This is a genomic window from Rathayibacter sp. Leaf299 (genome assembly GCF_001423055.1).
In the GTDB taxonomy this organism is placed as follows: domain Bacteria; phylum Actinomycetota; class Actinomycetes; order Actinomycetales; family Microbacteriaceae; genus Rathayibacter; species Rathayibacter caricis.
The window spans coordinates 851,777-875,323 of sequence record NZ_LMNT01000001.1 but is presented as its reverse complement, the minus strand read 5'-3'; the positions used below and the strand labels follow the sequence as shown (position 1 = coordinate 875,323).

Genomic DNA, 23,547 nt, shown 5'->3' with positions numbered 1-23,547 from the left:
AAGCCCATCTCCGGGCCCCTCGCCGGCCGATCATCGCCAGGGCGCGACGGGAAGGATCGGAAGCGGGTTCCCGCCCGCCCTCCGGTTCACCCTCCGATCACGCCTCTCGCAGTGCCCGCCGCAGCGCGTCCTCCGATCCGAACCCCGAGACGCGCGCGACGTCGCGCAGGAGCGGACGCCGCCCCTCGGCTCCCCGCAGGTGATCCCGCGCCCGGGCGACCCGGGCCCGTCGGATCTCCTGCAGCGGTGTCCGGCGACCCTCCCGCGCGAACACGACAGCGAGATGCTGCCTCGTGATCCCCACGCGGTCCGCCAGCCGCGCCACCGAGAACGCCGGATCCGACGCCTCCCGATCGATGACGTCCATCGCCCGCTCCCCGAGGGACCTCTCCCCGATCGCATCCGGGAACGCGCTCTGCACGAGCGCCGTGCAGCAGCTCTCGACGGCGACGCCGAAGAGGTCGAGATCGGGAGAGTCCGACGACAGTCCCGCGTTGAGGGCCGCGTTCGCCAGCGAGACCGCCGCGGCCCCCGCCCATCCGTCCGGAGGCGTCTCCCCCGTGTGCAGCACCGCGGGGGACGTGGTGAGGCCCCGGACGCGCGTCTCGAACTCGATCCGCGCGGTCGCCTCCGCCGCGACGATCGACGCCTCGGCATGGGCGGTCACGAGCAGGAGCTCGCCCGGGCGCAACTCGCCACTCCTCTGGGACCTGCCCTCGTCGGCCGAGAAGGCGAGCGCCCCGTCGAGCTGGACGATCAGCAGCGCCCGCCCCCGGCGGGATCGGAGCGCCCCGGCGGCGGCCGTGTGCCACACGCGGGCGACGCGCAGTCGCGTCGACTCGACCTCGTCGACGGAGGCGTGCGCCGGCCCCCGCGCGACAAGACGGCGAGCCGTGAGAAGCTCCTCCGCTTCTCCCCCACGAACGATCACAGAGAGTCCCCCCGAGACAGGGACGCGCTCGAGCACGCGGGATCCGGTCGACGTCACCGAGCAGTAGCCCCAGTAAAGCCGACCCGCGCACGCTCCTCGTGTCGGCCCTGCAGTTCGGAAGACGCCCCCGGCGCTCGGGAAGATCGGGCCCTTCCGAGCGCCTCGGGGCGAGGAAAGCTCGAAGAATCGGCTCCGTCATCCACCCCTCTCGAAGGAGCCCTTCATGTCCGACCACCCCACCGACGCGACTCCCGGCGGCGTCCAGCGCCGCACGATCGTCGCCGGCGCCTCCTGGACCATCCCCGTCGTCGCGACCGCGATCGGCGCACCGCTCGCCGCGGCATCCGAGACCACCACCGAGAACGTCCTGACGTTCACCGAGAACCTGTACGTCCCCGGAGCCGACTGCCGGATCTCGGGAGTGACGACGACGCTCACCTCCCCGTCCGGCGCCCCGGTAGCGGGCGAACTCGTGACGGTGGCCCCGCCCACCGGCTACGCGTTCGCCGACGGAACGACGACGAAGACCCTCCCCACGGACGGATCAGGCTCGATCACCTGGCCCGACATCGTCGCGAAGCCCGGAGCCGGCACCTTCACGCTCGGAGCGACCACCCCCACCGCCCCCGCGACGTCCGCGGACATCGTCATCGTCGCCGAACCGACCGTCTTCGAGTACAACGCGACGACCCGCCGCTCCTACCCTCTTCGAGCAGTGCCTGTCGGCTCGAGGGCCCTGGGCGGCGGGTACTTCCAGGCTCCGAACGGCGACATCTACGACTGGAAGCGGTCGACACCTCTGGTGACCGGAGCCGGCGTCGCGTTGGGATACCCCGGCGACGGGACCTACTACCTCGACTTCGTCAAGAACGGAGTCGCCACCACGTGGAGCAGCTCGGGAAACGGGTCGAGAACTTATCCGCACATCCCCGCCGACGCCGTCCCCGTCGGCTCGTCCTGGTTCCTCAGCCCGGATGGCCGGCTCTGGCAGTGGAACCGGACGAGCGGTCCGATCGCCACCGGAGTCACGTCCGCCACCGGCTACGTCGCCCAGGACGGCAGCTTCACGGTCCAGTTCGTCAACGCGACCGGCGCACACCAGGCGACTGGTTACAGCACGGCGATCACCGACTTCCCGCAGGTCGGCGCAGGAGCCACCGCGGTCGGCGGCGGTTACTTCCTCCGCAACGGCACCCTCCGGTACGGCAACAAGATCGTCGCGACGAACGTGAAGTCAGCGGTCGGCTACCCGTCCCCCCTGAACAACGTCAGGACCGACTACGCCGACTACCTCCTCGAGAACGGAGAGGTCTGGGAGACGGCTAACGACAGCGGTACCGGCAACACCACCAACAAGAGACTCACCGCCGTGCCCGCGAACGCGGAGCCGATCGGAGGAGGGTTCTTCCTGTCGGGCACGAGCCTCTGGTCCTGGTACGCCCGGGTCCCTGGCGGATCCGACGTCTCCAGCGCCGTCGGCTACGTGACCGCGAGCGACACACAGGGCTACTGGACCGACTTCGTGGTCACCCCGTCGGGCTGCATCGCCTGATGCGCACCTCGGGCCGCCCCGGGGGGGGGCACCAAGTCCCACCCTCCGGGGCGGCCCCTCTCCTCGGGTGCGAATCCACGCAACACGGCACAGACTCGTCTGCACCGCCTCCGTCGTTCCCACTGCTGCGCCCGCGGAACAGCCTCAGTCCACTCCGAGCTCCTGGCGGACGCTCCGGGTGAGCGTCGCGAGCGTCGGCAGCACGGTCGCCAGGAGGATCAGGCCGGCACCGGCCGCCGCGGGGGCCGCCACCCACCCGAGTGGCACGACCACGGCGACCGGTACGCCTTGGAGCGCGAAGGACGCCGCCGTCGCGACCGCGACGGTCGAGGTGATCGCGGTGCCGAGCAGAGCCGCGGTCACCACATGGATGATCGCCTCCCACACGGAGGCCGTCACGATCTGCCTGCCCGTCGCTCCGGCGGCCACGAGCGCGGCAGTGCCTCGAGCACGATTCGGACCCGCGACGAAGGCTGTGACGGCGGTCCCCGTGAGAGCGAGGACGAGGGGGCCGCCGATGATGAGCGTGGCCATCGACAGCAGGAGCAGGGGACGGTCGAGCCCGTAGTAGCCCACCGAGTCGTCCTGCGTCAGGGCGACGGACGCGGTCGCCTCGGTCAGCACAGCGGCGAACGACGACAGCACCGCGATCGCGATCATGAGCGGGCTGATCACCGCGGCCGAGTGCCCGATCCGGTAGCGGGCGCTGTGACGTGCGAGGTACCACGACACCGAGAGCGACGCGGGGACGACCGCGGTCCACGCCAGCACGACGCGGGGGTAGATCTGCGGGCCGACGAGCGCGATCGCGACGGCCAGGACGAGGGGGAGGAGCATCCCGAGCCCGACGATGGTGGCGCGCTCCCCCGACAGCATCCCGGACAGGACGCCGCCCGCTCCGAGGAGCAAGGCGGCGAGGACGATCCAGCGGATCGGAGTCATGCGCGTCGGTGTGGTGACCGGCTCGCGGAGGACGGCCAGCGGGGGCGTCCGACCCGCATCCCGAGCAGCCGGGACCGCTGCGGTGACCGCGATGAGCGTCGTGGCGCCGATGACGCCGAGAAGTGCAGCAGGTCCGAACACGAGGTGCAGATCGGTGTCGGACGCCATCTGGAAGGCCAGCATCCATTCGAGGAACCGCGGCACGACGCCGGATCCGATCACGGCCCCGACGGAGGACCCGACGACTCCGACCACGACGAACTGCCACGACACGATCGACGCGACGGCGCGCGGAGGGAAGCCGGCGAGCATCCACAGCGCGTAGGTGCGTCTCTGGAGCGAGATCGCCAGCCGCGCCGTCCCCGGGATGACGAGCAGGGCTGCGGCGGTCGCGCCGGCGGCGAGGAAGCTCCCCGTGGTGACGAGCGTCTGCGCCGCGAGCGGCCCCTCTCGCGCGCCCGTCTCGAAGAACGCCGCTCCTCCCGTCAGGAGGAATGCGGTCACCGCGATGACGATCGCCGGGCCGAGCCACGACCAGAGGTGGGCCACGAGGTCGCCGAAGAGGAGACGGATCATGCGGCGGGCCTCCCCTCGTCGCTCGTCCTCATGGCCACCAGGAGTTCGCTCGCCGTCGGCCTCTCGAACTCGTGCACGAGCGCGCCGTCACAGAGCACGAGCACTCGATCGGCCCGAGCGGCAGCGTCGAGATCGTGCGTCACCATGACCACCGCGGTGCCTTCGTGCGCCGCGGTGCGCAGAAGATCCAGGACCCGCCCGCCGCTCTCCGTGTCGAGCGCACCGGTCGGCTCGTCCGCGAAGACGATCTCGGGCTCGTTCGCGAGGACCCTCGCGAGGGCGACCCGCTGCTGCTGGCCGCCAGAGAGCTCGGCCGGTCGCTGGCGAGCGACCTTCTCAAGGCCCACCTGAGCGAGGGCGCGCTCGACTCGAGACGCGACGTCCGACCGCTTCGCCAGACGGGCCGGCAGAGCGACGTTCTCCCAGGCCGTCAAGGAGGGGATGAGGTTAAACTGCTGGAACACGAATCCGATGCGGTCCCGGCGCAGTCGGGCCAGATCGTGTCGCGACAGCCCGCCGATCGGGACTCCCGCGATCGAGACGTGGCCCGAGGTCGCCTCCTCGAGGGAGGACAGGCAGTACAGCAGGGTCGACTTGCCGGAGCCGCTCGGCCCGACGACGGCGAGCATCTCACCGGCGCGGACGTCCACGTCGATCCCTCGGAGGACGTGCGCAGGCGGGCTCCGCCTCCCTGACCGATAGGACTTGCTCACGTCGACGGCCTCGAGAGCGAGGGGCCGGGCGGTGCTGGAAGAGGTCGGTGTCGTCATGCGTTCCACGGTAGACGAGGATCGGTCATGTTCTGGACACGTCCGCCGGCGCTCGGGAATACTCCGGGTCTCCTGGCGTTGTAGCATATACATGCAAACGCATGGACCGGGCGCCGCGAGGCGCAGGCATCACGAAGGGGCGCACCTCATGCAGTTCGGAATCTTCTCGGTCAGCGACATCACGACCGATCCCACCACCGGAGCGACCCCGACCGAGTCCGAGAAGATCACGGCCGCGGTCACGATCGCCAAGAAGGCGGAGGAGATCGGCCTCGACGTCTACGCGCTCGGCGAGCACCACAACCCGCCGTTCTGGTCCTCCTCCCCCACCACGACGCTCGCCTACATCGCCGCGCAGACCGAGCACCTGCTCCTCTCGACCGCGACCACGCTGATCACCACGAACGACCCGGTGAAGATCGCCGAGGACTTCGCGATGCTGCAGCACCTCTCGGGCGGCCGCGTCGACCTCATGCTCGGCCGCGGCAACACCGGGCCGGTGTACCCCTGGTTCGGCAAGGACATCCGCCAGGGCATCGAGCTGACGATCGAGAACTACGACCTGCTGCACCGCCTCTGGCGCGAGGACTTCGTCGACTGGCAGGGGCAGTTCCGCACGCCGCTCCAGGGCTTCCAGTCGACCCCGCGCCCGCTGGACGGAGTCGCTCCGTTCGTCTGGCACGGCTCCATCCGCTCGCCGCAGATCGCCGAGCAGGCCGCCTACTACGGCGACGGCTTCTTCTCGAACCACATCTTCTGGCCCGCCTCGCACACGCAGAAGATGGTGCAGCTGTACCGCCAGCGCTTCGAGCACTACGGCCACGGCTCCGCCGACCAGGCGATCGTGGGCCTCGGCGGGCAGATCTTCATGGCCCGCAACTCCCAGGACGCGGTGACGCAGTTCCGCCCCTACTTCGACAACGCGCCGGTCTACGGCCACGGACCCTCGCTCGAGGACTTCACCGAGCAGACCCCGCTCACCGTCGGCTCACCGCAGGAGGTCATCGACCGCACGCTCGGCTTCCGCGACTACGTGGGTGACTACCAGCGCCAGCTCTTCCTGATGGACCACGCGGGCCTGCCGCTCGCCACCGTCCTCGAGCAGCTCGACCTGCTCGGCGAGATCCTGCCCGTGCTGCGTCACGAGTTCGACTCCCGCCGCCCCGCCCACGTCCCCGAGGCGCCCACCCACGCCTCGCTCGTCGCCGCCCGCGACGCGCAGCCCGTCGCCGTCGGCGCCTGAACGCCGGAACAGGAGAACCACCATGGATACCCGCAGGATCACCGTCCTCTCGGCCGGCCTGAGCACGCCGTCCTCCACCCGGCTGCTCGCCGACCGCCTCGCCGACGCGACCGAGCACGAACTGGCGGAGCAGGGCTTCGCGACCGAGCGGAGCGTCGTCGAGCTGCGCGATCTCGCGCACGACGTGACGAACATGCTGCTGACCGGATTCCCGAGCCCCGCGCTGCAGACCGCGCTCGACGCCGTCTCGGGCGCCGACGGCCTGATCGCCGTCACTCCGATCTTCACCACGAGCTACAGCGGGCTCTTCAAGTCGTTCGTCGACGTGCTCGACACGGAGGCGCTGCGCGGCCTGCCCGTGCTGCTCGCCGCGACCGGAGGGTCGCCCCGCCACTCCCTCGCGGTCGACTACGCGATGCGCCCGCTCTTCAGCTACCTGCACGCGGCTCCACTGTCGACGACCGTCTTCGCGGCGACCGCCGACTGGGGCGGAGAGGGTGAGGACGCTCGCGCCCTGCCCGGCCGGATCGAGCGCGCCGGCCGCGAGCTGGCGACGGAGGCGGCCCGGGCGTCGCGGTCCGTGCGCGATCCGTGGGCGCTCGACGGCTCGTTCGAGGGGATGCTCGGCCGCCGCGGCTGACCCGGGGCGGCACCCGCTCAGCGGCGACGCGCTGTCAATCCCCGATCCGGGCCTCCCCCCGGGAAGGGTGACCGCGATACCTTTTCCCCAGGCGCCGTTCCGGAGCGCTCCGAACGTGCCGTTCCCTCGGAAGGCGGGCTCCTCATGAGCACCATCGCCGCCAATGCCGCCCAGCAGCGGGTGGCAGGGCGCTACTACCTGATCGAGCGCATCGGCTCGGGTGGGATGGGATCCGTGTACCGCGCGCGCGACGAGACCGTGCAGCGCGACGTCGCCGTGAAGGTGTTCCGCGCCGAGGCGTCGAACCCGGAGGACGTCGCCCGCCAGGAGCGCGAGGTGCGGATGCTGAGCTCGTTCGCCCACCCCGGCATCGTCAACCTCTTCGACGCGGGGCTGCACAACTTCGGCGGCGAGGTGCGCCGCTACGTCGTCATGGAGCTCGTCGCGGATCCGACGATGGAGGTCCGGCTCCAGGCGGGTCCGATGCCCGTCGACGAGGTGTCCGCGATCGGCACCCAGCTCGCCGAGGCGCTCTCCTACCTGCACGAGCGCGGAGTCGTCCACCGAGACGTGAAGCCCGCCAACATCCTCGTCAGCGACGTCGGCTCGAGCGGCTACGAGCACACCGCCAAGCTCACCGACTTCGGCGTCGCCCACTTCATGGACGGCTCGCGCCTCACCAGCGACGGCATCGTCATCGGCACGGCCAGCTTCGTCAGCCCCGAGCAGGTCGCGGGCGAGCCGATCAGCGGAGCGAGCGACGTCTTCTCGCTCGGCCTGGTCCTCCTCGAGGCGCTCACCGGCCACCGGGAGTACTCGGGCACGGTGCTCGAGGCCGCCATCGCGCGCCTGCACCGCAGCCCCACGATCCCCCCGACCCTGCCGGCGGAGTGGCGCACGCTGCTCGCCGAGATGACGCAGCGCGACCCCTCCCTCCGGCCGACCGCCGACGAGGTGGCGCACCGGCTGCGCGGCGGCCTCGCTCCCGGATCCGGGTCGGTCGCGACGGTCGACGGGAGCCGCACCGCGCGGATCCGCCGCGGCGTGATCATCGGCTCGAGCGTCGTCGGCGTCGGCGCGGTCGCCGCGCTGTCCTGGATGCTCGGGCTGCTCGCCGGCCGCTGAGCCCGCTGCTCGTCGAGTAGCCGCGGATCGGGACCCCGCGGTCACCCGGCGCAGGCGCGATCAGGCCTCGCCCGGCAGGGCCTTCCGGAGGACGATGCGGGTCCAGGCGCCGACGTAGAGGCGGTCGCCCTCCTCGATCTCGCGGCGCTGGCCGGGAGCGATCGGCGTCTGCGGCAGCGCGGCTCCCGCGGGCGCGAGGTAGGTGCCGTTGGCCGACTGCAGGTCCTCGACCCACCAGCGGTAGCCGTCGGTGCTCAGCTGGCAGTGCCGGCGCGAGACTCCGGAGTCGGTGCCGCAGTCGATCTGCGGGGAGATGCCGCGCGAGACGGAGGGGCGGCCGACGAGCAGCGAGCGCTCGCGCAGCACGACGACGTCCGGCGGTCCCGCGGAGGGCATCGGGTCGTCGGCGCGCTGCTCCGCGTACCACTCGGGGTCGATCCAGAGCTCGGCGATCCACGGCTCGTCCTCCGACTCGACCGACGCGGGGGCCGGCTCGGGCTCGGGGATCACCTCCGTCGGCGGCGCCGTCGCGACCGGGACGTCGAACCCGGCCTCCTGCTCCGGCACGAACGCGGTCGGCGCCTCGGGATCGGCGGCCGGCGCCGGCGCCTCGCCCGGGTGCGCTCCGGGGTCCCCCGCCGGCGTCGCGGATCCGCCGACCTCGCCGGGCGCGCGCACGGCGCCGGACTCGGTGAACGGATCGGCCTCGGGCAGCGAGCCCGTGGTGAAGTCGTAGCCGCAGTTCTCGCAGAACAGCGCGCCCGCCTCATTGGTGTACGAGCAGTTCGGGCAGACGGCCGGCCCGGTCGGGATCGCCGTGGTCGGCGCGGCGGCGCTGGGCGCAGGAGCGGGCGAGGGAGCGGCCTGGATCGGCGCGCCGCAGACGTCGCAGTAGTCGCCGGACGCGGAGGTGTGCCCCTCCGGGCACCGGTAGCTCACTTGCGCACCCGCGTGGTCTTGGTCGACGCCGTGTCGAGCGCCATCTCGTCCAGGCGGGTGACTCCGCGCTTCAGCCGCACCGTGCCCTCGTTCGGGTTGTCGATCTCGACCACCTTGCGCAGCTTCGCCGTCGCCTCGTCGTTGCCGGTGACGGCGGCGAGCTGCACGGCGCGGCCGAGCTTGACGGTGGCCGTCGCATCGTCGCCGGCGGCCTTCGCCGCGAGGCCGTCCTGGATCGCCGAGGCCAGCTCGGTCTGCCCCGTGTAGTGCGCGACCGCGGGGTCGATGCGGGCGGTGAGGGCGGAGTCGTCGGTCCAGCGGGCCTTCACCAGCGCCGAGGCGACCACCTCGTCGCGCACGCTCAGCTGCACGCGAGCGGCGAGCTGCTCCGCTCCGACCGGCTTCGAGGCGACGCGGACCGCCACGTGGTACTCCCGCGACTCGTCGCCCCAGGCGCCCGTGGGGTAGGAGCCGGTCAGCGGGTTCACCGGCGTGCGGCGCGAGCTGAGGTCCTCGAGGTTCGGCGCGACCTGACGGACGAAGAGCAGCTGCGCGCCCTGCGGGGTCCACACGCGCAGCTCGCCGTTCGCGACTCCGCGCCCCATCGACGCCTGCATGAGCTGCTCGAAGTCGGCCGCCATGTCGGACGGGTTCGCGATGAGGCCGACGGTGCCGAGCAGTGCGCTCGCGATCGTGCGCGCCTCCTCGACCACCCAGCGGGTGCCGACTCCGCGCACGTCGCACTGGAACGCCCCCTGGGCGGCGCGGATCGCGGCGTCGAGCTGCATCCGCGACTCGTGCTCGTTCTTGCCGTCGGTGAGGAGGATCGCGTGGCGCTGCGTCGCCTCCGGGACCGTCGCGAAGAGCTGGCGGGCGAGGGTCAGCCAGCTGCCCATCGCGGTGCCGCCGTCGGCCTGGAGGTAGCCGATGGCCTCGCGGGCCGCGGCGCGGGCGCCCGGCTCCATCCGCACCATCGAGACGGAGGCGTTGGGGTACGGGAACGCGCGGTCGGCGCGCTCGGAGCCCGCCACGACCGCGAAGAACGTGCCGTCGAGGATCTGGTCGACCGCGACCTGGGCCGCGCGCTTGGCGGCGGCCATGTTCTCGCCGGTCATCGATCCGGAGCAGTCGACGATGATGATCTCGGCGGCCGCTCCGTCGCTGCCGGCCGAGCCGGTGCCGGAGGCGGTGACCGTCACGATCGCGTGCACATCCGTGGCGCCGTCCGAGAGGTACTCGTTCTGGAAAACACTCGCGCTGAACTCCGCCATTCCCGCAGTCTATTTCGCGTTCCGCGCCGCGCGGGGACACGGTGTCCGCGCTCACAGGCGGCTCCCGCTCCGGAACGTCGCCGGGAGCCCGAACGACCCGGCGCTCACCCCCGGGCGAACACCGGCACTGCCGACTCCGGCCGCGCCGACTCCCACCACTGCGCGTGGCGCAGCACCTCGAGGTCCGCGAAGCGCCGGCCCGAGATCTGCAGCCCGATCGCGCGGCCGTCGGAGGTCGTCCCCGCGTTGATGCTCGCCGCGGGCTGACCCGACATGTTGTAGGGCACGGTGAAGGCGATGTGCGCCATGCCGCGGTCCTCGTGGCCCCACGGCATCGGCCACTCCGCGGGGAACGCCGCGACCGGGGCCACCGGCGACAGGACGGCGTCGAACGGCAGCGTGGCCTCGACGGTCCGGCGGCGCAGCTCGCTGATCGCCTCGGTCGCCTCGAGCACTCGACGTCCGGACACGTCCGCGCCTCCGTGCACCCAGGTGGTGATGAAGGGCAGGGCGCGCGCCTTCGCCTCGGTGGGCAGGTCGTAGTAGGTGCGCCAGAAGCGCACGCGCCAGAAGAGGTCGATCTGCTCGAGGACCCCGTCGTCGAGGAAGGCGGGCAGTTCGACGACCTCGGCCCCCGCGTCGGAGTAGGCGTCCGCGGCCGCGAGGACCGCCGCCCGGATCTCGGGGTCGACCGCCATGCCCGCGCCCGGATCCGTGTGCACGGCCACGCGGGCACCGCGGACGTCGAGCGCCCGGTCGTCCCAGTCGATCGACTCGGGCGGCAGCGAGGTGTAGTCGCGGGCGTCGGGTCGCGAGAGCACCGACATCCCGAGCGCGACGTCCGCCACGGACTGGGCCAGCGGACCCGCCGCCCGCCCCTGGTAGGGGTTGTCGAGCGGGATGCGGCCGTCGCTCGGCTTGAGCGTCGCGAGCCCGAGCCAGGCGGCGGGCAGTCGCACGGAGCCGCCGATGTCGGTGCCGACGTGGAAGGTTCCGAAGCCCGCAGCCGCCGCGGCTCCCGCGCCCGAGGACGACCCGCCGACGGTGAGCGCGGGATCCAGGGGGCTGCGGGTCACTCCGTGGGCGCTCGAGACTCCGGAGGAGAGCATGCCCCAGTCGGGCATCGTGGTCGAGCCGACGATCACGGCGCCCGCCTCGAGCAGGCGCGCGACGGCGGGCGAGTCCTGCCGCGGGACCGTCGCAGCGGCGGCCGCGGTCCCCGCGCGGGCCGGCAGTCCGACGCGGTACAGGTTCTCCTTGACCGTGACGGGCACTCCGTCGAGCCGGCTGAGGGGTGCGCCTGCGCGCCGGCGCTCCTCGCTCGCGCGGGCCGCCGCGAGGACGCCCTCGGGGTCGAGGTCGCTGAAGGCGTTGATCGCGGGGTTCCGCTGCTCGATGTCGGCGAGGAGCTCCTCCGCCACGTCGACCGGCGAGAGCTCGCCCGAGGAGTAGGCGGCCGCGAGGCGTGCCCCGTCGTAGCGGAAGGAGGTGTCGGTCGAGGGGGTCATCGGATCTCCTGGCGGTGGCGGATCGAGGGCGTGGCGGCGATGAGCGCCCGGGTGTAGTCGTCGACGGGGTTCTCGTAGAGCGCGCGGGTCGGCCCCTGCTCCACGATGCGGCCGCTGCGCATCACCGCGACGCGGTCGCAGAGGTAGCGCACGACGCCGAGGTCGTGCGACACGAAGATCAGGGTGAGGCGGTACTCCTCGACCAGGTCGGCGAGCAGGTTCAGCACCTGCGCCCGGACCGAGACGTCGAGGGCGCTCACGGGCTCGTCGGCGACGAGGATCCGCGGGCGGCAGACCAGCGCCCGAGCGATCGAGATGCGCTGACGCTGTCCGCCCGAGAACTGGTGCGGGTAGCGGGCGACGGAGTCGGCGGGCAGGCCGACCGAGCGGATCACCTCGGCGACGCGGTCGGCGCGCTCGGACGCCGACACCGCGGCTCCGGTGTTCGCCGCGTTCAGCAGGGGCTCGGCGACGATGTCGCCCACCTTCATCCGCGGATCCAGCGACGCCATCGGGTCCTGGAACACGATCTGCAGGCTGCTGCGCAGCTCCGCGAGGTCGGCGCGGCGGTGCGTCGTCAGATCCCGCCCGACCACCTCGAGCGCTCCGGAGGTCGGGGTGTCGAGCCCCGAGAGGATGCGGAGCAGGGTCGACTTGCCCGACCCCGACTCCCCCACGATGCCGAACCGGTCGCCCGCCCGGATCTCGAAGTCGAGCCCGCGCAGGGCCTCGACCTTCTGCGGCGGCGAGAAGAGGGAGGTGCGGCCGCGCGTGTAGGTCTTCGTGAGGCCGGAGGCGCGCACCACCGTCGGCGCCTCGGGGGCCGCAGCGCGCTCCTCGCGTCCCGCGTCCATCCGGTCGACCGAGCGGCCGGGGGTGTAGCCCTCGGAGGTCGCGACGGTGAAGAGCCGGCCGGCGGAGTCGGTGGCGTCGAGGTCGGAGGCGGCGAGCAGTCCGCGCGTGTACGGGTGCTCGGGCTTCGTGAATACCCGGTCGATCGGCCCCTCCTCGACGATGACCCCGGCGTTCATGACCAGCACCCGGTCGCAGGTCTCGCCGACCACGGCGAGGTCGTGGGTGATGAAGAGGAGACCGGTGCCCCGCTCCGTCACGCTGCGCAGGACCAGGTCGAGGACCTGGCGCTGGACCGTGACGTCGAGCGCGGTGGTGGGCTCGTCGGCGACGAGGAGGGCGGGGTCGTTGGCCAGAGCGATGGCGAGGACGACCCGCTGACGCTGACCGCCGGACAGCTGGTGCGGGTAGGCGCGCGCCGCCTCCTCGGGCGACGGCAGGCCGACATCGGCGAGCAGCTCGACCGCGCGGCGGGCGGCGGACCGGCGGTCCGGCTGGGTGCGGTGGATCCGCATCGCCTCGGCGATCTGCGTGCCGACCCGCATGAGCGGGTTGAGCGCGGTCATCGGCTCCTGGAACACCATCGCCATCGTCGAGCCGCGCAGCCGCGCCGCGGCGCGCTCCCCCAGGCCCACGACCTCGCCGGCGTCCTCGCCCACGCGCACGCTCCCCGTCGCGGTCACGGTGTCGGGCAGGAGCCCCATCACGGCGAGGGAGGTCAGCGACTTGCCCGACCCGGACTCGCCGATGAGGCCCACCCGCTCGCCGGCGCCGATGCGGAAGGTGAGGTCGTCGACGAGGAGGCGGTCCCCGGCTCGGACGGACAGGTGGGAGACGTCGAGGGCGGCGGGGCGGAGCTCGGTCATCAGCGGTTCCTCATCTTCGGGTCGAATCGGTCGCGGAGTCCGTCGCCGAGCAGGTTGAATCCGAGCACGGCGAGGGCGATGGCCAGTCCCGGCACGATCGCGAGGTAGTCGTAGGCGCCGAGGAACTGCTGCGAGTCCTGCAGCATCCGGCCCCAGGAGGGCGTGGGCGGCTTGGTGCCGAGCCCGAGGAACGAGAGCCCGGCCTCGGCGAGCACGGCCACGCCGAAGTTGACCGAGCACTGCACGACGAGGATCCCGGCGATGTTCGGCAGCACGTGGCGCAGCGCGATCGAGAATCCGGAGCGGTTGGCCGCGCGGGCCGCGAAGACGTAATCGGTCGCCATCACCTGCAGCGTCCCGGCGCGGGCGACGCGGGCGAAGGCCGGTGCCGCTCCGATGCCGAGGGCGACCATCGCGGTCGTGGTGTCGGCGCCGAACACGGCTCCGAAGACGATGGCCAGCAGGAGGCCGGGGAACGCCATGACGACGTCGCTGCCGCCCATCACCAGGACGCCGATCCGCTTCGGGCGCATCCCGGCGAGGATCCCGAGCGGGACGCCGATCACGGCGGCGATCGCGACGGCGACCGTGCCGACCAGCAGGGTGATCTGCGCGCCGACCATGATGCCCGAGAGCACGTCCCGCCCGTAGCGGTCGGTGCCGAAGGGGTGCGCCGCGCTCGGGAACAGCAGGCGGTCGCCTGCGACCGAGCGGGTCGGGTCGTACGGCGTCCAGACGAGCGACACCAGGGCGGTGACCAGCACGAGCAGGATCAGCGCGCCGCCGATCCAGAGCTGCGCGTCGGCGCCGAGCCGGAGCCGCTGCAGGCGGCCGGGCGGCCGGGTGATCAGGGCGGTGCGCGGAGGAGTGGACCGACCGGACTGCGGCTCGGTGCCGGGAGGGAGCACAGCGGTCATGAGGCCCTCCTGAGGCGCGGGTCGAGGAGCGTGAAGGCGAGGTCGACCAGGAAGTTGATCGCGACGATCGCCACGACGAGGACGACGACCACCGCCTGCACCGCGAGCAGATCGCGGTTGCCGACGGAGTCGACGAGGTAGCTGCCGAGACCGGGGATGCTGAACACCCGCTCGATCACGACCGCTCCGATGAACAGGCCCGCGAGCTGGACGCCCACGATGGTCAGCACGGGGATGCCCGCGTTGCGCAGCCCGTGCCGCACCAGCGCCGCCCCCGAGGTCAGCCCCTTCGAACGGGCGGTCCGGAGGAAGTCCTCGCGCATGATCTCGAGCACCGCCGACCGGACGTAGCGGGTCAGGATCGACGCCTGCACCGAGCCCAGCGCGATCGCGGGAAGCGCGATGTGCGAGAGGAACGCGGGATCCGACGGCGGCACCCAGCCTCCGGAGGGGAACCAGCCCAGGCCGATGGCGAAGAACGCCACGAGCAGCACGCCGACGAGGAAGTTCGGCACGGCGACGCCGATCTGCGAGACGCCCGAGATGACGACTCCGGACGGGTGCCGCTGCCGCATCGCGGCGAACGTGCCGAGCGGGATCGCCACGACGAGGGCGATCAGCATGGCGACGACCACCAGGATCAGCGTCACCTGGAAGCGGTCGGACACGATCGGGGAGATGTCCTGCCCGCTGACGTAGGAGGTGCCGAAGTCACCGCGCAGGAGCCCGGCGAGCCAGTCGAGGTACTGCACGACGAGCGGGGCGTCGATGCCGTTCTCGGCCCGCCACGCGGCGAGCTGCTCGGGAGTCGCCTCGATGCCGAGCGCGACCGTGGCGGGGTCGCCGGGCATCACCCGGAGCAGCAGGAACACGACGATGGTCGAGATGAGCACGGTGGCGAGGAAGTTGCCGACGAGTGCGAGCATCCGCAGGGCCATGATCGCCCCTTTCACGGGGATGGAGGGGTGGGCGGACGGGAGCGGGGCGGCGGCGCTCGCGGAGAGCGCCGCCGCGGGGACCGCTAGGACCAGGCCAGGCCGGTGAGGTCGAGCGACTCCGTGACGGAGTTGCCCGCGATGCCGGTGAGCTCGGAGTCTGCGATCACGATGTTCGGGAAGAGGAACAGCGGCACCGCGGGGACCTCGGCCGCGACGTCGGCGACGATCTCCTCCATGCCTGCGGCCCACTCCTCGGCCGATGCGGCGTCGGCCTCGGCGGCGCGGGTCGCGACGGTGGGGTCGTCGTAGCCGAGGTAATACCCGGGGTCGCCGAAGTTGGCGAGGAAGTCGCGCGGCTCGACGGCGAGGATGACGGACATCTCGTAGTCGTGGCGGGTGAACACCTTGTCGAGCCAGACCGCGGGGAACTCGTCCGACGCGATCGTCGCGTCGATCCCGACCTCGGCGAGCTGCGAGACGACGACCTCGGACACGGCCGTCGCGTAGGGGCGGGTCGGGACGTCGAAGGTGATCGACAGGTCCTCGGTGCCGGCCTCGGCCAGCAGATCGCGCGCCTTGTCGGGGTCGTAGGGGTACAGGTCGGTGAGGTCCTCGTAGTAGGGGTCCGTCGGCGGGACCATCGCGCCGATGAGCTCGCCGTAGCCGGCCCAGGCGGTTTCGATGATCGCCTGGCGGTCGAGGGCGTGGGCGATCGCCTGGCGCACCCGCAGGTCGTCGAACGGCGCCTCGGCGTTGTTCATCGACAGCAGGATCTCGCCGTTCGAGGTTCCCTGGATCACCTGGAAGTCGTCGTTCGTCTCGAACTGCGCGACCAGGTCGGGGGCCTGCATGTTGTAGAGCATGTCGACGTCGCCGGCGCGGAGCGCGTTCGTGGAGGCGACCGCGTCGGCGAAGTAGCGCAGGGTCACGTCGGTGACGGCGGGCGCCTCGCCCCAGTAGTCGTCGCGGGCGGCGAGCGAGATGTGGTCGCCGGTGACGCGTTCGGTGACCGTGTACGGGCCCGTGCCGACCGGGGTGTTCGCGAGGTCCGCGACTCCGCTCTCGTCGAGCATCAGGCCGACGCTGCCGCCCATGTCGAACAGCCAGGAGTTGCTGGGCCGGCTGAGCACGACCCTCGCCTCGGTCGGCGAGACGACCTCGACGCGGTCCAGGACCGCCATCTTCGCCTGGTTGATCTTCCAGTCGGACTTCACGCGCTCGAGCGAGAACTTCACGTCGTCGGCGGTGAACTCGGCGCCGTTCGAGAACGTCACGCCCTCCTTCAGGACGAAGTCGTAGACGGTGCCGTCCTCGCTGACCGTCCAGGACTCGGCCAGCAGCGGCTGCAGGGCGCCGTCCTGGTCGATCGCGACGAGTCCCTCGTACACGTTGTTCATCAGGGCCTGCGGGATCGCGGCACCCGCGGTCGTCGTGAAGTCGAAGTTCGCGGGCTCGCCGGTCAGGCCGACGATCGCCGTGGGGGCGTGCTCGCCGCCGGACGAGGAGGACGACGAGGCGCCCGCGCCGGCGCTGCAGGCCGAGAGCGCGAGGGCGGAGAGGAGGGCGGCCGCGGCGAGGGCGGGACGTCGGGATCTGTGGGTCACGGGTGCGGCTCCGAGGGTCGGGCGGTGCATGGTCGGGAGGGGGTGAGGTGCGAGGATCCGAGCCGGGAACGGCTACTGGTCTGACCAGTAGAAGGAACGCTAGGATGGCGCCGAGACGCGGGTCAAGCGAGGAAACAAAGATGTAACACCCGTCGCGACCCGACGCGGAGAGGAGCCCCGTGGCGTTCAGCCCCGTGCAGAAGGTCAGCGCGTACGAGTCGATCGTCGAGCAGATCGAGCGCGCCGTGGAGATCGGCGACCTCAAGCCCGGCGACCGCCTGCCGGGCGAGCGCCAGCTGATGGCCGACTTCTCGGTCAGCCGCGCCACGATCCGCGAGGCGCTGCGCGTGCTGCAGGCGACGGGCCTCCTCGAGTCCCGCCCCGGCGATCCGCGGGGCCCGATGATCACCGCGTACTCGCCGCGGATCCTCGAGAAGTCCATGGCGCGCCTCGCCCATCTCGAGAGCATCAGCCGCGTCGAGCTGCTGCAGTTCCGCCTCCTGCTCGAGGGCCAGTCGTGCCTGCTCGCCGCCGAGAACCGCACCGCGGAGGATCTGGCCGGCATCGAGGAGCACCTCGCCGCCCTGCACGAGGTCGCCCGGGGCGAGGCCGACGGGTTCGGCGAGCGCGTGAACCGCTTCCACGCCGCTATCCGCCGCGCCTCCGGCAACCAGCTGATCGAGGTCTGCGGCAACGTCGTGGGCGGAGTGATGGCGCACCTGACCGAGGGCCGGCTGCGCTCCGAGACCGACCGTCTCGCCCGGATGCGCCGCAGCGCGGCCGACGCCGAGACCCTCGTCGACGCCCTGCGCCGCCGCTCCCCGCGCGAGGCGGCCGACGTGTCCCGGCGCAACATCTACCGCTACTACGCCGACGACCTCACGCCCGAGGAGGCTGCGGCGCTGGCCAGCTCGCTGCCGTCCCCGGTCGACGCGCCGGTCTGATCCGCGAGCGCGACCGGTAGCATCGACCGCTCCGACAGGGAGCGGGACGCATGAGCGAGCCGAGACGGGCCTTCACACCGATCGAGCAGCGGATCGACGACGCCGCGCACCGGCTGCTCGCGCGGGGGCCGTCGACCGGTCCGCGCGCGGCGCTGATCGAGTTCCTCGTCTTCGGGGCGAAGCAGGCGTGGGCGTGCGTGTTCGGCGCCACGCTGCTCGCGCTCCTGCTCGCGGCCCGCCTCTGGTACCCGGACGACGCGGTGCTGGCGCGCAACGACCTGCTGACGATCGCGGCGGTCGTTCTGCAGATCGTGCTGGTCGCCACGCGCCTCGAGACGGGGCGCGAGCTGTGGGTGATCGTGCTGTTCCACCTGGTCGGCACCGGCATGGAGCTCTTCAAGACCGACGTGGGCTCGTGGAGCTACGAGGCCGACGGGGTGCTGCGGATCGGCGCGGTGCCGCTGTTCAGCGGCTTCCTCTACGCCTCCGTCGGCTCGTACATGGTGCGGATCCACCGCCTCTTCGATCTGCGCTTCGTCCGCTGGCCGCGCCGCTGGGTGACGGGCGTCGTCGCGCTGCTGATCTACGTGAACTTCTTCAGCCACCACTACCTGCCCGACGCGCGCTGGCTGCTGCTCGCGGCCGTGGCCGTGCTGTGGGCGCGCAGCACGATGGTCTACCGCGTGCACCGCGGCGCGCACCGGATGCCGGTGCTGCTCGCCTTCGCTCTCGTCGCCCTCTTCATCTGGTTCGCCGAGAACATCGCCACCTACTCCGGCGCGTGGCTCTACCCCGACCAGGTCGCCGGCTGGCAGATGGTCTCCGTGTCGAAGCTCGTGTCGTGGTTCCTCCTGATGATCGTGTCGGTGGTCCTGGTGACCTGGGTGCATCCGCCGCGCGGACCCGACGCCGCCGTCAACCCCGGGAAGGGAGGCGCGGCCGTCTGAGACGCTGAGCCGTGCCCAGTTGGTCCCTCGCCCTCCTCAGCGGCGCGATCGGAGGAGCGACGCTCCTGATCGGCGCCGCTCTCGCCTGGTTCGTCCGCGTCCCGCCGAAGCTGACGGCCGCCGTGTCGGCCTTCGGCGCCGGCGTCCTCATCTCGGCCCTCGCCTACGAGCTCGTCGCCGAGGCGGCCGACGACGGCGGCCTCCTGCCGACCGTGCTCGGCACTCTCGCCGGAGCCGTCGTCTTCGTCGGAGCGGACGCGCTGCTCTCGCGCGCGGGCGCCGGGAACCGCAAGTCCTCCTCCGGATCGGGCGGCGGAGGAGGAGCGGCCATCGCCGCCGGCGCGCTGATCGACGGAGTGCCGGAGTCGATCGTGCTCGGGCTGTCGGTGGCGCAGGGCGGCTCGGGAGCGGCGATCAGTGTGCCGATCGTCGCCGCGGTGGCGATCTCGAACCTGCCCGAGGGGCTCTCGTCGACGGCCGGGATGAAGGCCGACGGCCGCTCCGCCCGCTACGTCTTCACGGTGTGGGGCGGGATCGCGGCGGCCTCGGCGGCGGCGGCGCTCGTCGGCTTCCTGGTGTTCGCGAGCGCGCCGGGAGCCGTCGTCGCGTTCGTCACGACGGTCGCCGCGGGCGCCATCCTCGCGATGATCTCGAACACGATGATCCCGGAGGCGTTCGACCGGGACAATGTGCTGACGGGGCTGTATGCCGTGCTCGGCTTCGTCACCGCATTCACCTTGCACTCCATCGGATAGCGCGCCGCGGAGCGGCGTGGCGCAGTCGGCCATCGCAGAGGGGCGCGTTCCGCAGAGCGTCCTGCGATCGGCGACGGGAATCCGCTGGGACGCGGATTCCCGGATACGCCTCGTGGGGTGCCGCTGGTCCGGCTTCCTCGTCGTCGGGGGGAAGCCGGGGCGCGGATCGAACGGCTGATCGTTTCGCGGTTCGGGATGGAGGAACGGCTCGTCCGGTCGCCAGCGCGAAGGGGCGGCAGCGATGGCACGCGTGCGGAACCTCGGCCAGGAGTGCCCGTCGGCCACGATGGTGGCTGAGGGGCACTTCTGGCTGTCGTTGTGCGCGGCACAGTCCCGACCTGCCACTCCGGCGACGCAGGACGACGCCGCGCGGGCCTCAGAAGTAAGGCTCCCCGACGCGATTCCGCGATCCTCGCCCGGATCAGCAGGTTCAGCCTTCGTTCAGCAGGCCGAGCGGTCTGCAACCGAGGTCGGGAGCCGACCGGGCGGCTCGATCGGACTCCGTCAGCCCTCCCGACCTCGATTCCCGACAGGACGACGGCCCGGGCTCGAGGAGGCGGCCGCCCGCGTCAGCCGCTGAAGGCGGTCAGGGCGTCGTCGAGGATCGACAGGCCGCGGGCGACCTGCTCGGGGGTGACGACGGCCGGCGGGACGACGTGGATGCGGTTGTCGGCGGTGAACGGCAGGAGCCCCCGCGACAGCAGGTCCGACTTCAGCCGCGCGACCGAGGCGGCCGGCACGGGCGCCCGCGTGCCGCGGTCCTCGACGAGCTCCAGCGCCCAGAAGACGCCCGAGCCGCGGACCTCGCCGATGACGTCGTGCTTCGCCTGCAGCGCGGCGAGCCCGGGCGCGAGGTGCTCGGAGCCGATCGTCTTCGCGTTCTCGACGATCCCCTCCTCCGCCATCGCGGTCAGCGTCGCGACGACGCTCGCCGCCGCGAGCGGGTGACCGGAGTAGGTGAGCCCGCCCGGGAACACGCGCTCGTCGAAGTGGTGCGCGATCTCCTCCGAGATGACGACTCCTCCGATGGGCACGTAGCCCGAGTTGACGCCCTTCGCGAAGGTGATCAGGTCGGGGCGCACGTCGAACGCGTCGAAGGCGAACCACTCGCCGGTGCGGCCGAACCCGGCCATCACCTCGTCGAGGATCAGCTGGATGCCGTAGCGGTCGGCGATCGCCCGCACGCCGGCGAGGTAGCCGGGCGGCGGAGTGAGGACGCCGGCCGTGCCCGGGATGGTCTCGAGCAGGAACGCCGCGATCGACTCCGGGCCCTCGGCCTGGACGACGCGCTCGAGGTGGTGCAGCGCGCGCTCGCACTCCTGCTCGAGCGTCTCGGCCCAGAACTCGCTGCGGTAGAGGTAGGGGCCGAAGGCGTGCACGTGTCCGCGCGCGTACTCGTTGGGGATGCGGCGCCAGTCGCCGGTCGACACGATCGCCGCTCCGGTGTTGCCGTGGTACGAGCGGTACAGCGAGACGACCTTGTCGCGGCCGGTGAACAGGCGCGCCATGCGGATCGCGTTCTCGTTCGCGTCGGCTCCGCCGTTGGTGAAGAACACCTTCTCGAAGCCCTCGGGAGCGAGGTCGGTGATCAGGCGCGCGGCCTCGGCGCGGGTCTCGTTGGCGAAGGCGGGGCCGACGGTGGTCAGCACCGCCGCCTGCTCCTGGATCGCCGCGACGACCTTGGGGTGCTGGTAGCCGATCGTGACGTTCACGAGCTGGCTCGAGAAGTCGAGGTAGCGGGTGCCGTCGACGTCCCAGACCTCGGCCCCCAGGCCGCCGGCGATCGGCAGCGGGTTCAGCGCTCCCTGCGCCGACCACGAGTGGAAGACGCGCGAGCGGTCGGCCTCGGTGACCGAGGCGTTGCTGCGGCCGGGGGCGGTGACGGGCGGAACGGTCTCGGTGCTCATGGTGTCCTTCCGGAGGCGGTGCGTCCCATCCTGCCGCGGAAGCGGAGTGGCTGCGCGAGCGGATCCGTCCAGTCCCGGCGCCTACGATGGACGGATCGTCGATCCCGTCCCCAGGAGGCCACCGTGCCCGCGACCGTCCGAGACCTGCTCGCCGAACCGGCGTTCGCCCTCCACGTCCTCGCGGGCGTGCACGACGAGGCGGCACTCGACGCCCCGCTGGTCTGGGCGCACTCCTCCGACCTCGTCGATCCGACGCCCTGGCTCGAATCGGGGCAGCTGCTGCTCACCGACGGCGTGCACTTCGCCGGCGAGCACGCGGCCGACTTCTCGGAGGAGTACGTCGCGCGCCTGCGCGGCCGCGGCATCCGCGCGCTCGGCTTCGCGATCGGCATCGTGCACGACGAGGTTCCGGAGGCTCTGATCGCCGCCTGCGAACGGCAGGGCCTGCCGCTGCTCGAGGTCGCCGACCTGACCCCGTTCATGGGCATCATCCGGTTCGTCGCCGACGTCATCTCGCGCGAGCAGCGCGAACGGCTGGAGTGGTCGCTCGAGGCGCAGCGGCGGGTCGCCCGCGCGGCGCTGCGGCCCGACGGCCTCGCCGCGATCCTCTCGGAGCTGGAGCGGCAGCTCGGCTGCTGGGTCGCCCTCTACGACGCGGTCGGCCAGCGGGTGCAGGTGCCCACGCGGCTCGACGTGCCCCCGGAGGCGGAGCGCTCGGTCGCCGAGGCCGTGCGGCACACGCTCTCCCGCGGCAGTCGGGCGGGGCTGCGCCTCGACGACGGAGGCGGAGTCACGCTGCAGACGCTCGGGCGCCGCGACCACCTGCGCGGCGTGCTCGCGGTCGGCACCGGGACTCCCCTGGATCCGGCGGGCAACGATCTCGTCGCCAGCGTCATCGCCCTCGCGAGCATCGCGCTCGAGCAGCGACGCGCGCTCGACACGTCTCGGCGCCAGCTGCGCTCGGGGCTGCTCGAGCTGCTCGTGGCGGGGGCGTTCGACGTCGCGGCCCGCACGGCGCGTCAGGTCTGGGGCGCGCTGCCGGCGGCGCCGCTCCGGGTGAGCGTGCTGGCGGAGCCGGTGCGCGGCGATTCGCTGCTCGACGAGCTCGAGGTGGTCGCGGAGGAGAACGGCGCGCGCGTCTTCTTCGCCGAGCGCGAGGGGGCGCTCGTGCTGATCACCGGGGCGGAGGATCTCGAGGTGATCGCCGCGGTCCTGGGGCGGCACGGGGTGTCAGCCGGCGCCTCCGCTCCGACCGACTGGGCGTCGCTCGAGGCGGCCCTGCAGGAGGCGCAGCGCGCGGCCGAGCGCAGCTCCGCCGAACGGCCGCTCCTGCGCTTCGAGGACCTCGCCGCTCAGGGCATGCTCGGACTCCTGACCGCCTCGGGCGCGGAGCCGCTCGCGCGCCGCCGGCTCGCTCCCCTGCTGAACGCCGAGGGCGCCGTGCTGCTCGAGACCGCACGCGTCTGGCTCGGCCGCAACGGCGCGTGGGAGCCGGCCGCCCGCGAGCTCGGCGTCCACCGGCACACCCTCCGCAACCGCATCACCGCGATCGAGCGCCTGCTCGGCGTCGACCTCGACGACGTGTCGGCCCGCACCGAGCTCTGGCTGGCCCTGGCGTTCGTGCGCTGAGGGAGGCCACTGCTGGAAGCGGGGGTCTCGATACGCCGCCTGCGGCGGCTACTCGACCAGCGGGGCGAGCCGGAGGCCGCCTCCGCGGAGATCACGACCGCCCCAGGGCATTCAGGTCAGTCCATCCCGAACTGGTCGCGCACGACTTCGATCGTCGCCGCGTCGACCCCGACGGCGAGGTGAAGCGGCGGTCGCATCAGAACCGTGGCGAAGGCGCTCCGAACCCGCGTCACCTCGGTTCGTGTGACGCCCGCGCCGACATGGTCGCTCCTCGTGACGAGGGACGCCAGGACGGCGAGATCGTTGAGGTGACGGTCGCCTTTCGCCCCTTCGCTGAGGAGCATGGCTGACGATTTCGCGATGATCGCACCCTGCAGCGTGGGGCGGATGACCGAGCCCGTGACGCCGGCGATGGTGACCTCGATCACCTCGGAGCGATCGAGGGCACCCTGGCCACCGGGAGTCGCAATGGTGCGGCCGCCCGTGACGCCGGTCCGGTTGTCGGCTCGCTCCCCCAGGAACCGTGGGATGAGGACGTCGATCTGCGCGTCGCCCTTGGACCATCGGTGCTGCACACCCTCGGATCCTTCGAGGATGGACGGCGACTCCCCCGCCGATGCGTAGCCGAGGTCGGAGAGCGTTCTGGTGAAGTCGTAGAGCATCGTCGGCTGCGCTCGGATGTCGAGCACGG

General features: G+C 72.2%; 20 protein-coding genes. 8 read left to right on the top strand and 12 right to left on the bottom strand.

What is annotated here, in order from left to right:
• Window positions 1-97: 97 nt before the first annotated feature.
• Window positions 98-931 carry a hypothetical protein gene (locus ASF48_RS04000; RefSeq protein ID WP_157603039.1) on the bottom strand — a complete coding sequence of 278 codons (834 nt, stop codon included), beginning with the start codon at window positions 929-931 and terminating at the stop codon, window positions 98-100.
• Between the two features lie 223 nt (window positions 932-1,154).
• Here ASF48_RS04000 and ASF48_RS03995 point away from each other — a divergent pair, with 223 nt between their 5' ends.
• Window positions 1,155-2,483: a hypothetical protein gene (locus ASF48_RS03995; RefSeq protein WP_055786759.1), complete on the top strand. Its 1,329-nt coding sequence runs from the start codon at window positions 1,155-1,157 to the stop codon at window positions 2,481-2,483.
• A 144-nt stretch (window positions 2,484-2,627) separates the two neighbouring features.
• Here ASF48_RS03995 and ASF48_RS03990 read toward each other — a convergent pair whose 3' ends face one another.
• The gene (locus ASF48_RS03990; RefSeq protein ID WP_055786756.1) at window positions 2,628-4,001 is read right to left on the bottom strand and encodes an FtsX-like permease family protein; all 1,374 of its coding nucleotides are present in this window, start codon (window positions 3,999-4,001) and stop codon (window positions 2,628-2,630) included.
• Window positions 3,998-4,771, bottom strand: coding sequence for an ABC transporter ATP-binding protein (locus ASF48_RS03985; RefSeq protein ID WP_055786754.1), 774 nt, complete (start codon window positions 4,769-4,771; stop codon window positions 3,998-4,000). Before ASF48_RS03985 ends, ASF48_RS03990 begins: the two co-directional genes overlap by 4 nt.
• A 148-nt stretch (window positions 4,772-4,919) precedes the next feature.
• Here ASF48_RS03985 and ASF48_RS03980 point away from each other — a divergent pair, with 148 nt between their 5' ends.
• From ASF48_RS03980 to ASF48_RS03970, 3 genes are all read left to right on the top strand, one after another.
• Window positions 4,920-6,014 (top strand): LLM class flavin-dependent oxidoreductase, encoded by a 1,095-nt coding sequence (locus tag ASF48_RS03980; protein ID WP_055786751.1) that lies wholly within the window; start codon window positions 4,920-4,922, stop codon window positions 6,012-6,014.
• A 22-nt stretch (window positions 6,015-6,036) separates the two neighbouring features.
• Entirely contained in the window at window positions 6,037-6,654 is a 618-nt protein-coding gene (locus ASF48_RS03975) for an FMN reductase (protein ID WP_055786747.1), read from the top strand.
• 144 nt (window positions 6,655-6,798) lie between these two features.
• Entirely contained in the window at window positions 6,799-7,779 is a 981-nt protein-coding gene (locus ASF48_RS03970; RefSeq protein ID WP_055786744.1) for a serine/threonine-protein kinase, read from the top strand.
• A 60-nt stretch (window positions 7,780-7,839) separates the two neighbouring features.
• On the opposite strand, the gene ASF48_RS03965 is transcribed toward ASF48_RS03970, so the two are convergent.
• The 7 genes from ASF48_RS03965 to ASF48_RS03935 form a co-directional block, all read right to left on the bottom strand.
• The gene (locus ASF48_RS03965) at window positions 7,840-8,718 is read right to left on the bottom strand and encodes an FHA domain-containing protein (protein ID WP_055786741.1); all 879 of its coding nucleotides are present in this window, start codon (window positions 8,716-8,718) and stop codon (window positions 7,840-7,842) included.
• Window positions 8,715-9,989, bottom strand: coding sequence for a VWA domain-containing protein (locus ASF48_RS03960; protein WP_055786738.1), 1,275 nt, complete (start codon window positions 9,987-9,989; stop codon window positions 8,715-8,717). The genes ASF48_RS03965 and ASF48_RS03960 overlap by 4 nt, the downstream gene beginning before the upstream one ends.
• A gap of 104 nt (window positions 9,990-10,093) precedes the next feature.
• A complete protein-coding gene (locus ASF48_RS03955) occupies window positions 10,094-11,497 on the bottom strand; it encodes an amidase (RefSeq protein WP_055786735.1) in 1,404 nt (467 codons plus the stop codon).
• Complete coding sequence (locus tag ASF48_RS03950) at window positions 11,494-13,215, bottom strand: dipeptide ABC transporter ATP-binding protein (protein WP_055786732.1); 1,722 nt, start codon at window positions 13,213-13,215, stop codon at window positions 11,494-11,496. The genes ASF48_RS03955 and ASF48_RS03950 overlap by 4 nt, the downstream gene beginning before the upstream one ends.
• Window positions 13,215-14,132 (bottom strand): ABC transporter permease, encoded by a 918-nt coding sequence (locus tag ASF48_RS03945; RefSeq protein WP_082480967.1) that lies wholly within the window; start codon window positions 14,130-14,132, stop codon window positions 13,215-13,217. The genes ASF48_RS03950 and ASF48_RS03945 overlap by 1 nt, the downstream gene beginning before the upstream one ends.
• Window positions 14,129-15,070, bottom strand: coding sequence for an ABC transporter permease (locus ASF48_RS03940; protein ID WP_055786729.1), 942 nt, complete (start codon window positions 15,068-15,070; stop codon window positions 14,129-14,131). The genes ASF48_RS03945 and ASF48_RS03940 overlap by 4 nt, the downstream gene beginning before the upstream one ends.
• 83 nt (window positions 15,071-15,153) lie before the next feature.
• A complete protein-coding gene (locus ASF48_RS03935; protein ID WP_230671999.1) occupies window positions 15,154-16,674 on the bottom strand; it encodes an ABC transporter substrate-binding protein in 1,521 nt (506 codons plus the stop codon).
• Between the two features lie 179 nt (window positions 16,675-16,853).
• Between ASF48_RS03935 and ASF48_RS03930 the strand changes: the two genes are divergently transcribed.
• The 3 genes from ASF48_RS03930 to ASF48_RS03920 are packed head-to-tail and all read left to right on the top strand — an operon-like array spanning window position 16,854 to window position 19,320.
• Complete coding sequence (locus tag ASF48_RS03930; protein ID WP_055786724.1) at window positions 16,854-17,618, top strand: FadR/GntR family transcriptional regulator; 765 nt, start codon at window positions 16,854-16,856, stop codon at window positions 17,616-17,618.
• A 50-nt stretch (window positions 17,619-17,668) separates the two neighbouring features.
• A complete protein-coding gene (locus ASF48_RS03925) occupies window positions 17,669-18,565 on the top strand; it encodes a DUF817 domain-containing protein (RefSeq protein ID WP_055786721.1) in 897 nt (298 codons plus the stop codon).
• An 11-nt stretch (window positions 18,566-18,576) separates the two neighbouring features.
• Window positions 18,577-19,320: a ZIP family metal transporter gene (locus ASF48_RS03920; RefSeq protein ID WP_055786719.1), complete on the top strand. Its 744-nt coding sequence runs from the start codon at window positions 18,577-18,579 to the stop codon at window positions 19,318-19,320.
• A 569-nt stretch (window positions 19,321-19,889) separates the two neighbouring features.
• Here ASF48_RS03920 and ASF48_RS03915 read toward each other — a convergent pair.
• Window positions 19,890-21,227 (bottom strand): aspartate aminotransferase family protein, encoded by a 1,338-nt coding sequence (locus tag ASF48_RS03915; RefSeq protein WP_055786714.1) that lies wholly within the window; start codon window positions 21,225-21,227, stop codon window positions 19,890-19,892.
• 123 nt (window positions 21,228-21,350) lie between these two features.
• On the opposite strand from ASF48_RS03915, the gene ASF48_RS03910 reads away from it, so the two are divergent.
• The gene (locus ASF48_RS03910) at window positions 21,351-22,856 is read left to right on the top strand and encodes a PucR family transcriptional regulator (RefSeq protein WP_055786711.1); all 1,506 of its coding nucleotides are present in this window, start codon (window positions 21,351-21,353) and stop codon (window positions 22,854-22,856) included.
• A gap of 116 nt (window positions 22,857-22,972) precedes the next feature.
• Here the strand turns inward: ASF48_RS03910 and ASF48_RS03905 are convergent, their stop codons facing one another.
• Window positions 22,973-23,545: a hypothetical protein gene (locus tag ASF48_RS03905; protein WP_235577177.1), complete on the bottom strand. Its 573-nt coding sequence runs from the start codon at window positions 23,543-23,545 to the stop codon at window positions 22,973-22,975.
• Window positions 23,546-23,547 lie beyond the last annotated feature (2 nt).

Bases quoted from the DNA above. Each gene is read 5' to 3' on its own strand.
- ASF48_RS03995 (WP_055786759.1), top strand. From the start codon at position 1,155: ATGTCCGACCACCCCACCGACGCGACTCCCGGCGGCGTCCAGCGCCGC.
- ASF48_RS03940 (WP_055786729.1), bottom strand. From the start codon at position 15,070: ATGGCCCTGCGGATGCTCGCACTCGTCGGCAACTTCCTCGCCACCGTG.
- ASF48_RS03975 (WP_055786747.1), top strand. From the start codon at position 6,037: ATGGATACCCGCAGGATCACCGTCCTCTCGGCCGGCCTGAGCACGCCG.
- ASF48_RS03955 (WP_055786735.1), bottom strand. From the start codon at position 11,497: ATGACCCCCTCGACCGACACCTCCTTCCGCTACGACGGGGCACGCCTC.
- ASF48_RS03925 (WP_055786721.1), top strand. From the start codon at position 17,669: ATGAGCGAGCCGAGACGGGCCTTCACACCGATCGAGCAGCGGATCGAC.
- ASF48_RS03980 (WP_055786751.1), top strand. From the start codon at position 4,920: ATGCAGTTCGGAATCTTCTCGGTCAGCGACATCACGACCGATCCCACC.
- ASF48_RS03950 (WP_055786732.1), bottom strand. From the start codon at position 13,215: ATGACCGAGCTCCGCCCCGCCGCCCTCGACGTCTCCCACCTGTCCGTC.
- ASF48_RS03985 (WP_055786754.1), bottom strand. From the start codon at position 4,771: ATGACGACACCGACCTCTTCCAGCACCGCCCGGCCCCTCGCTCTCGAG.
- ASF48_RS03970 (WP_055786744.1), top strand. From the start codon at position 6,799: ATGAGCACCATCGCCGCCAATGCCGCCCAGCAGCGGGTGGCAGGGCGC.
- ASF48_RS03990 (WP_055786756.1), bottom strand. From the start codon at position 4,001: ATGATCCGTCTCCTCTTCGGCGACCTCGTGGCCCACCTCTGGTCGTGG.
- ASF48_RS03960 (WP_055786738.1), bottom strand. From the start codon at position 9,989: ATGGCGGAGTTCAGCGCGAGTGTTTTCCAGAACGAGTACCTCTCGGAC.
- ASF48_RS03915 (WP_055786714.1), bottom strand. From the start codon at position 21,227: ATGAGCACCGAGACCGTTCCGCCCGTCACCGCCCCCGGCCGCAGCAAC.
- ASF48_RS03945 (WP_082480967.1), bottom strand. From the start codon at position 14,132: ATGACCGCTGTGCTCCCTCCCGGCACCGAGCCGCAGTCCGGTCGGTCC.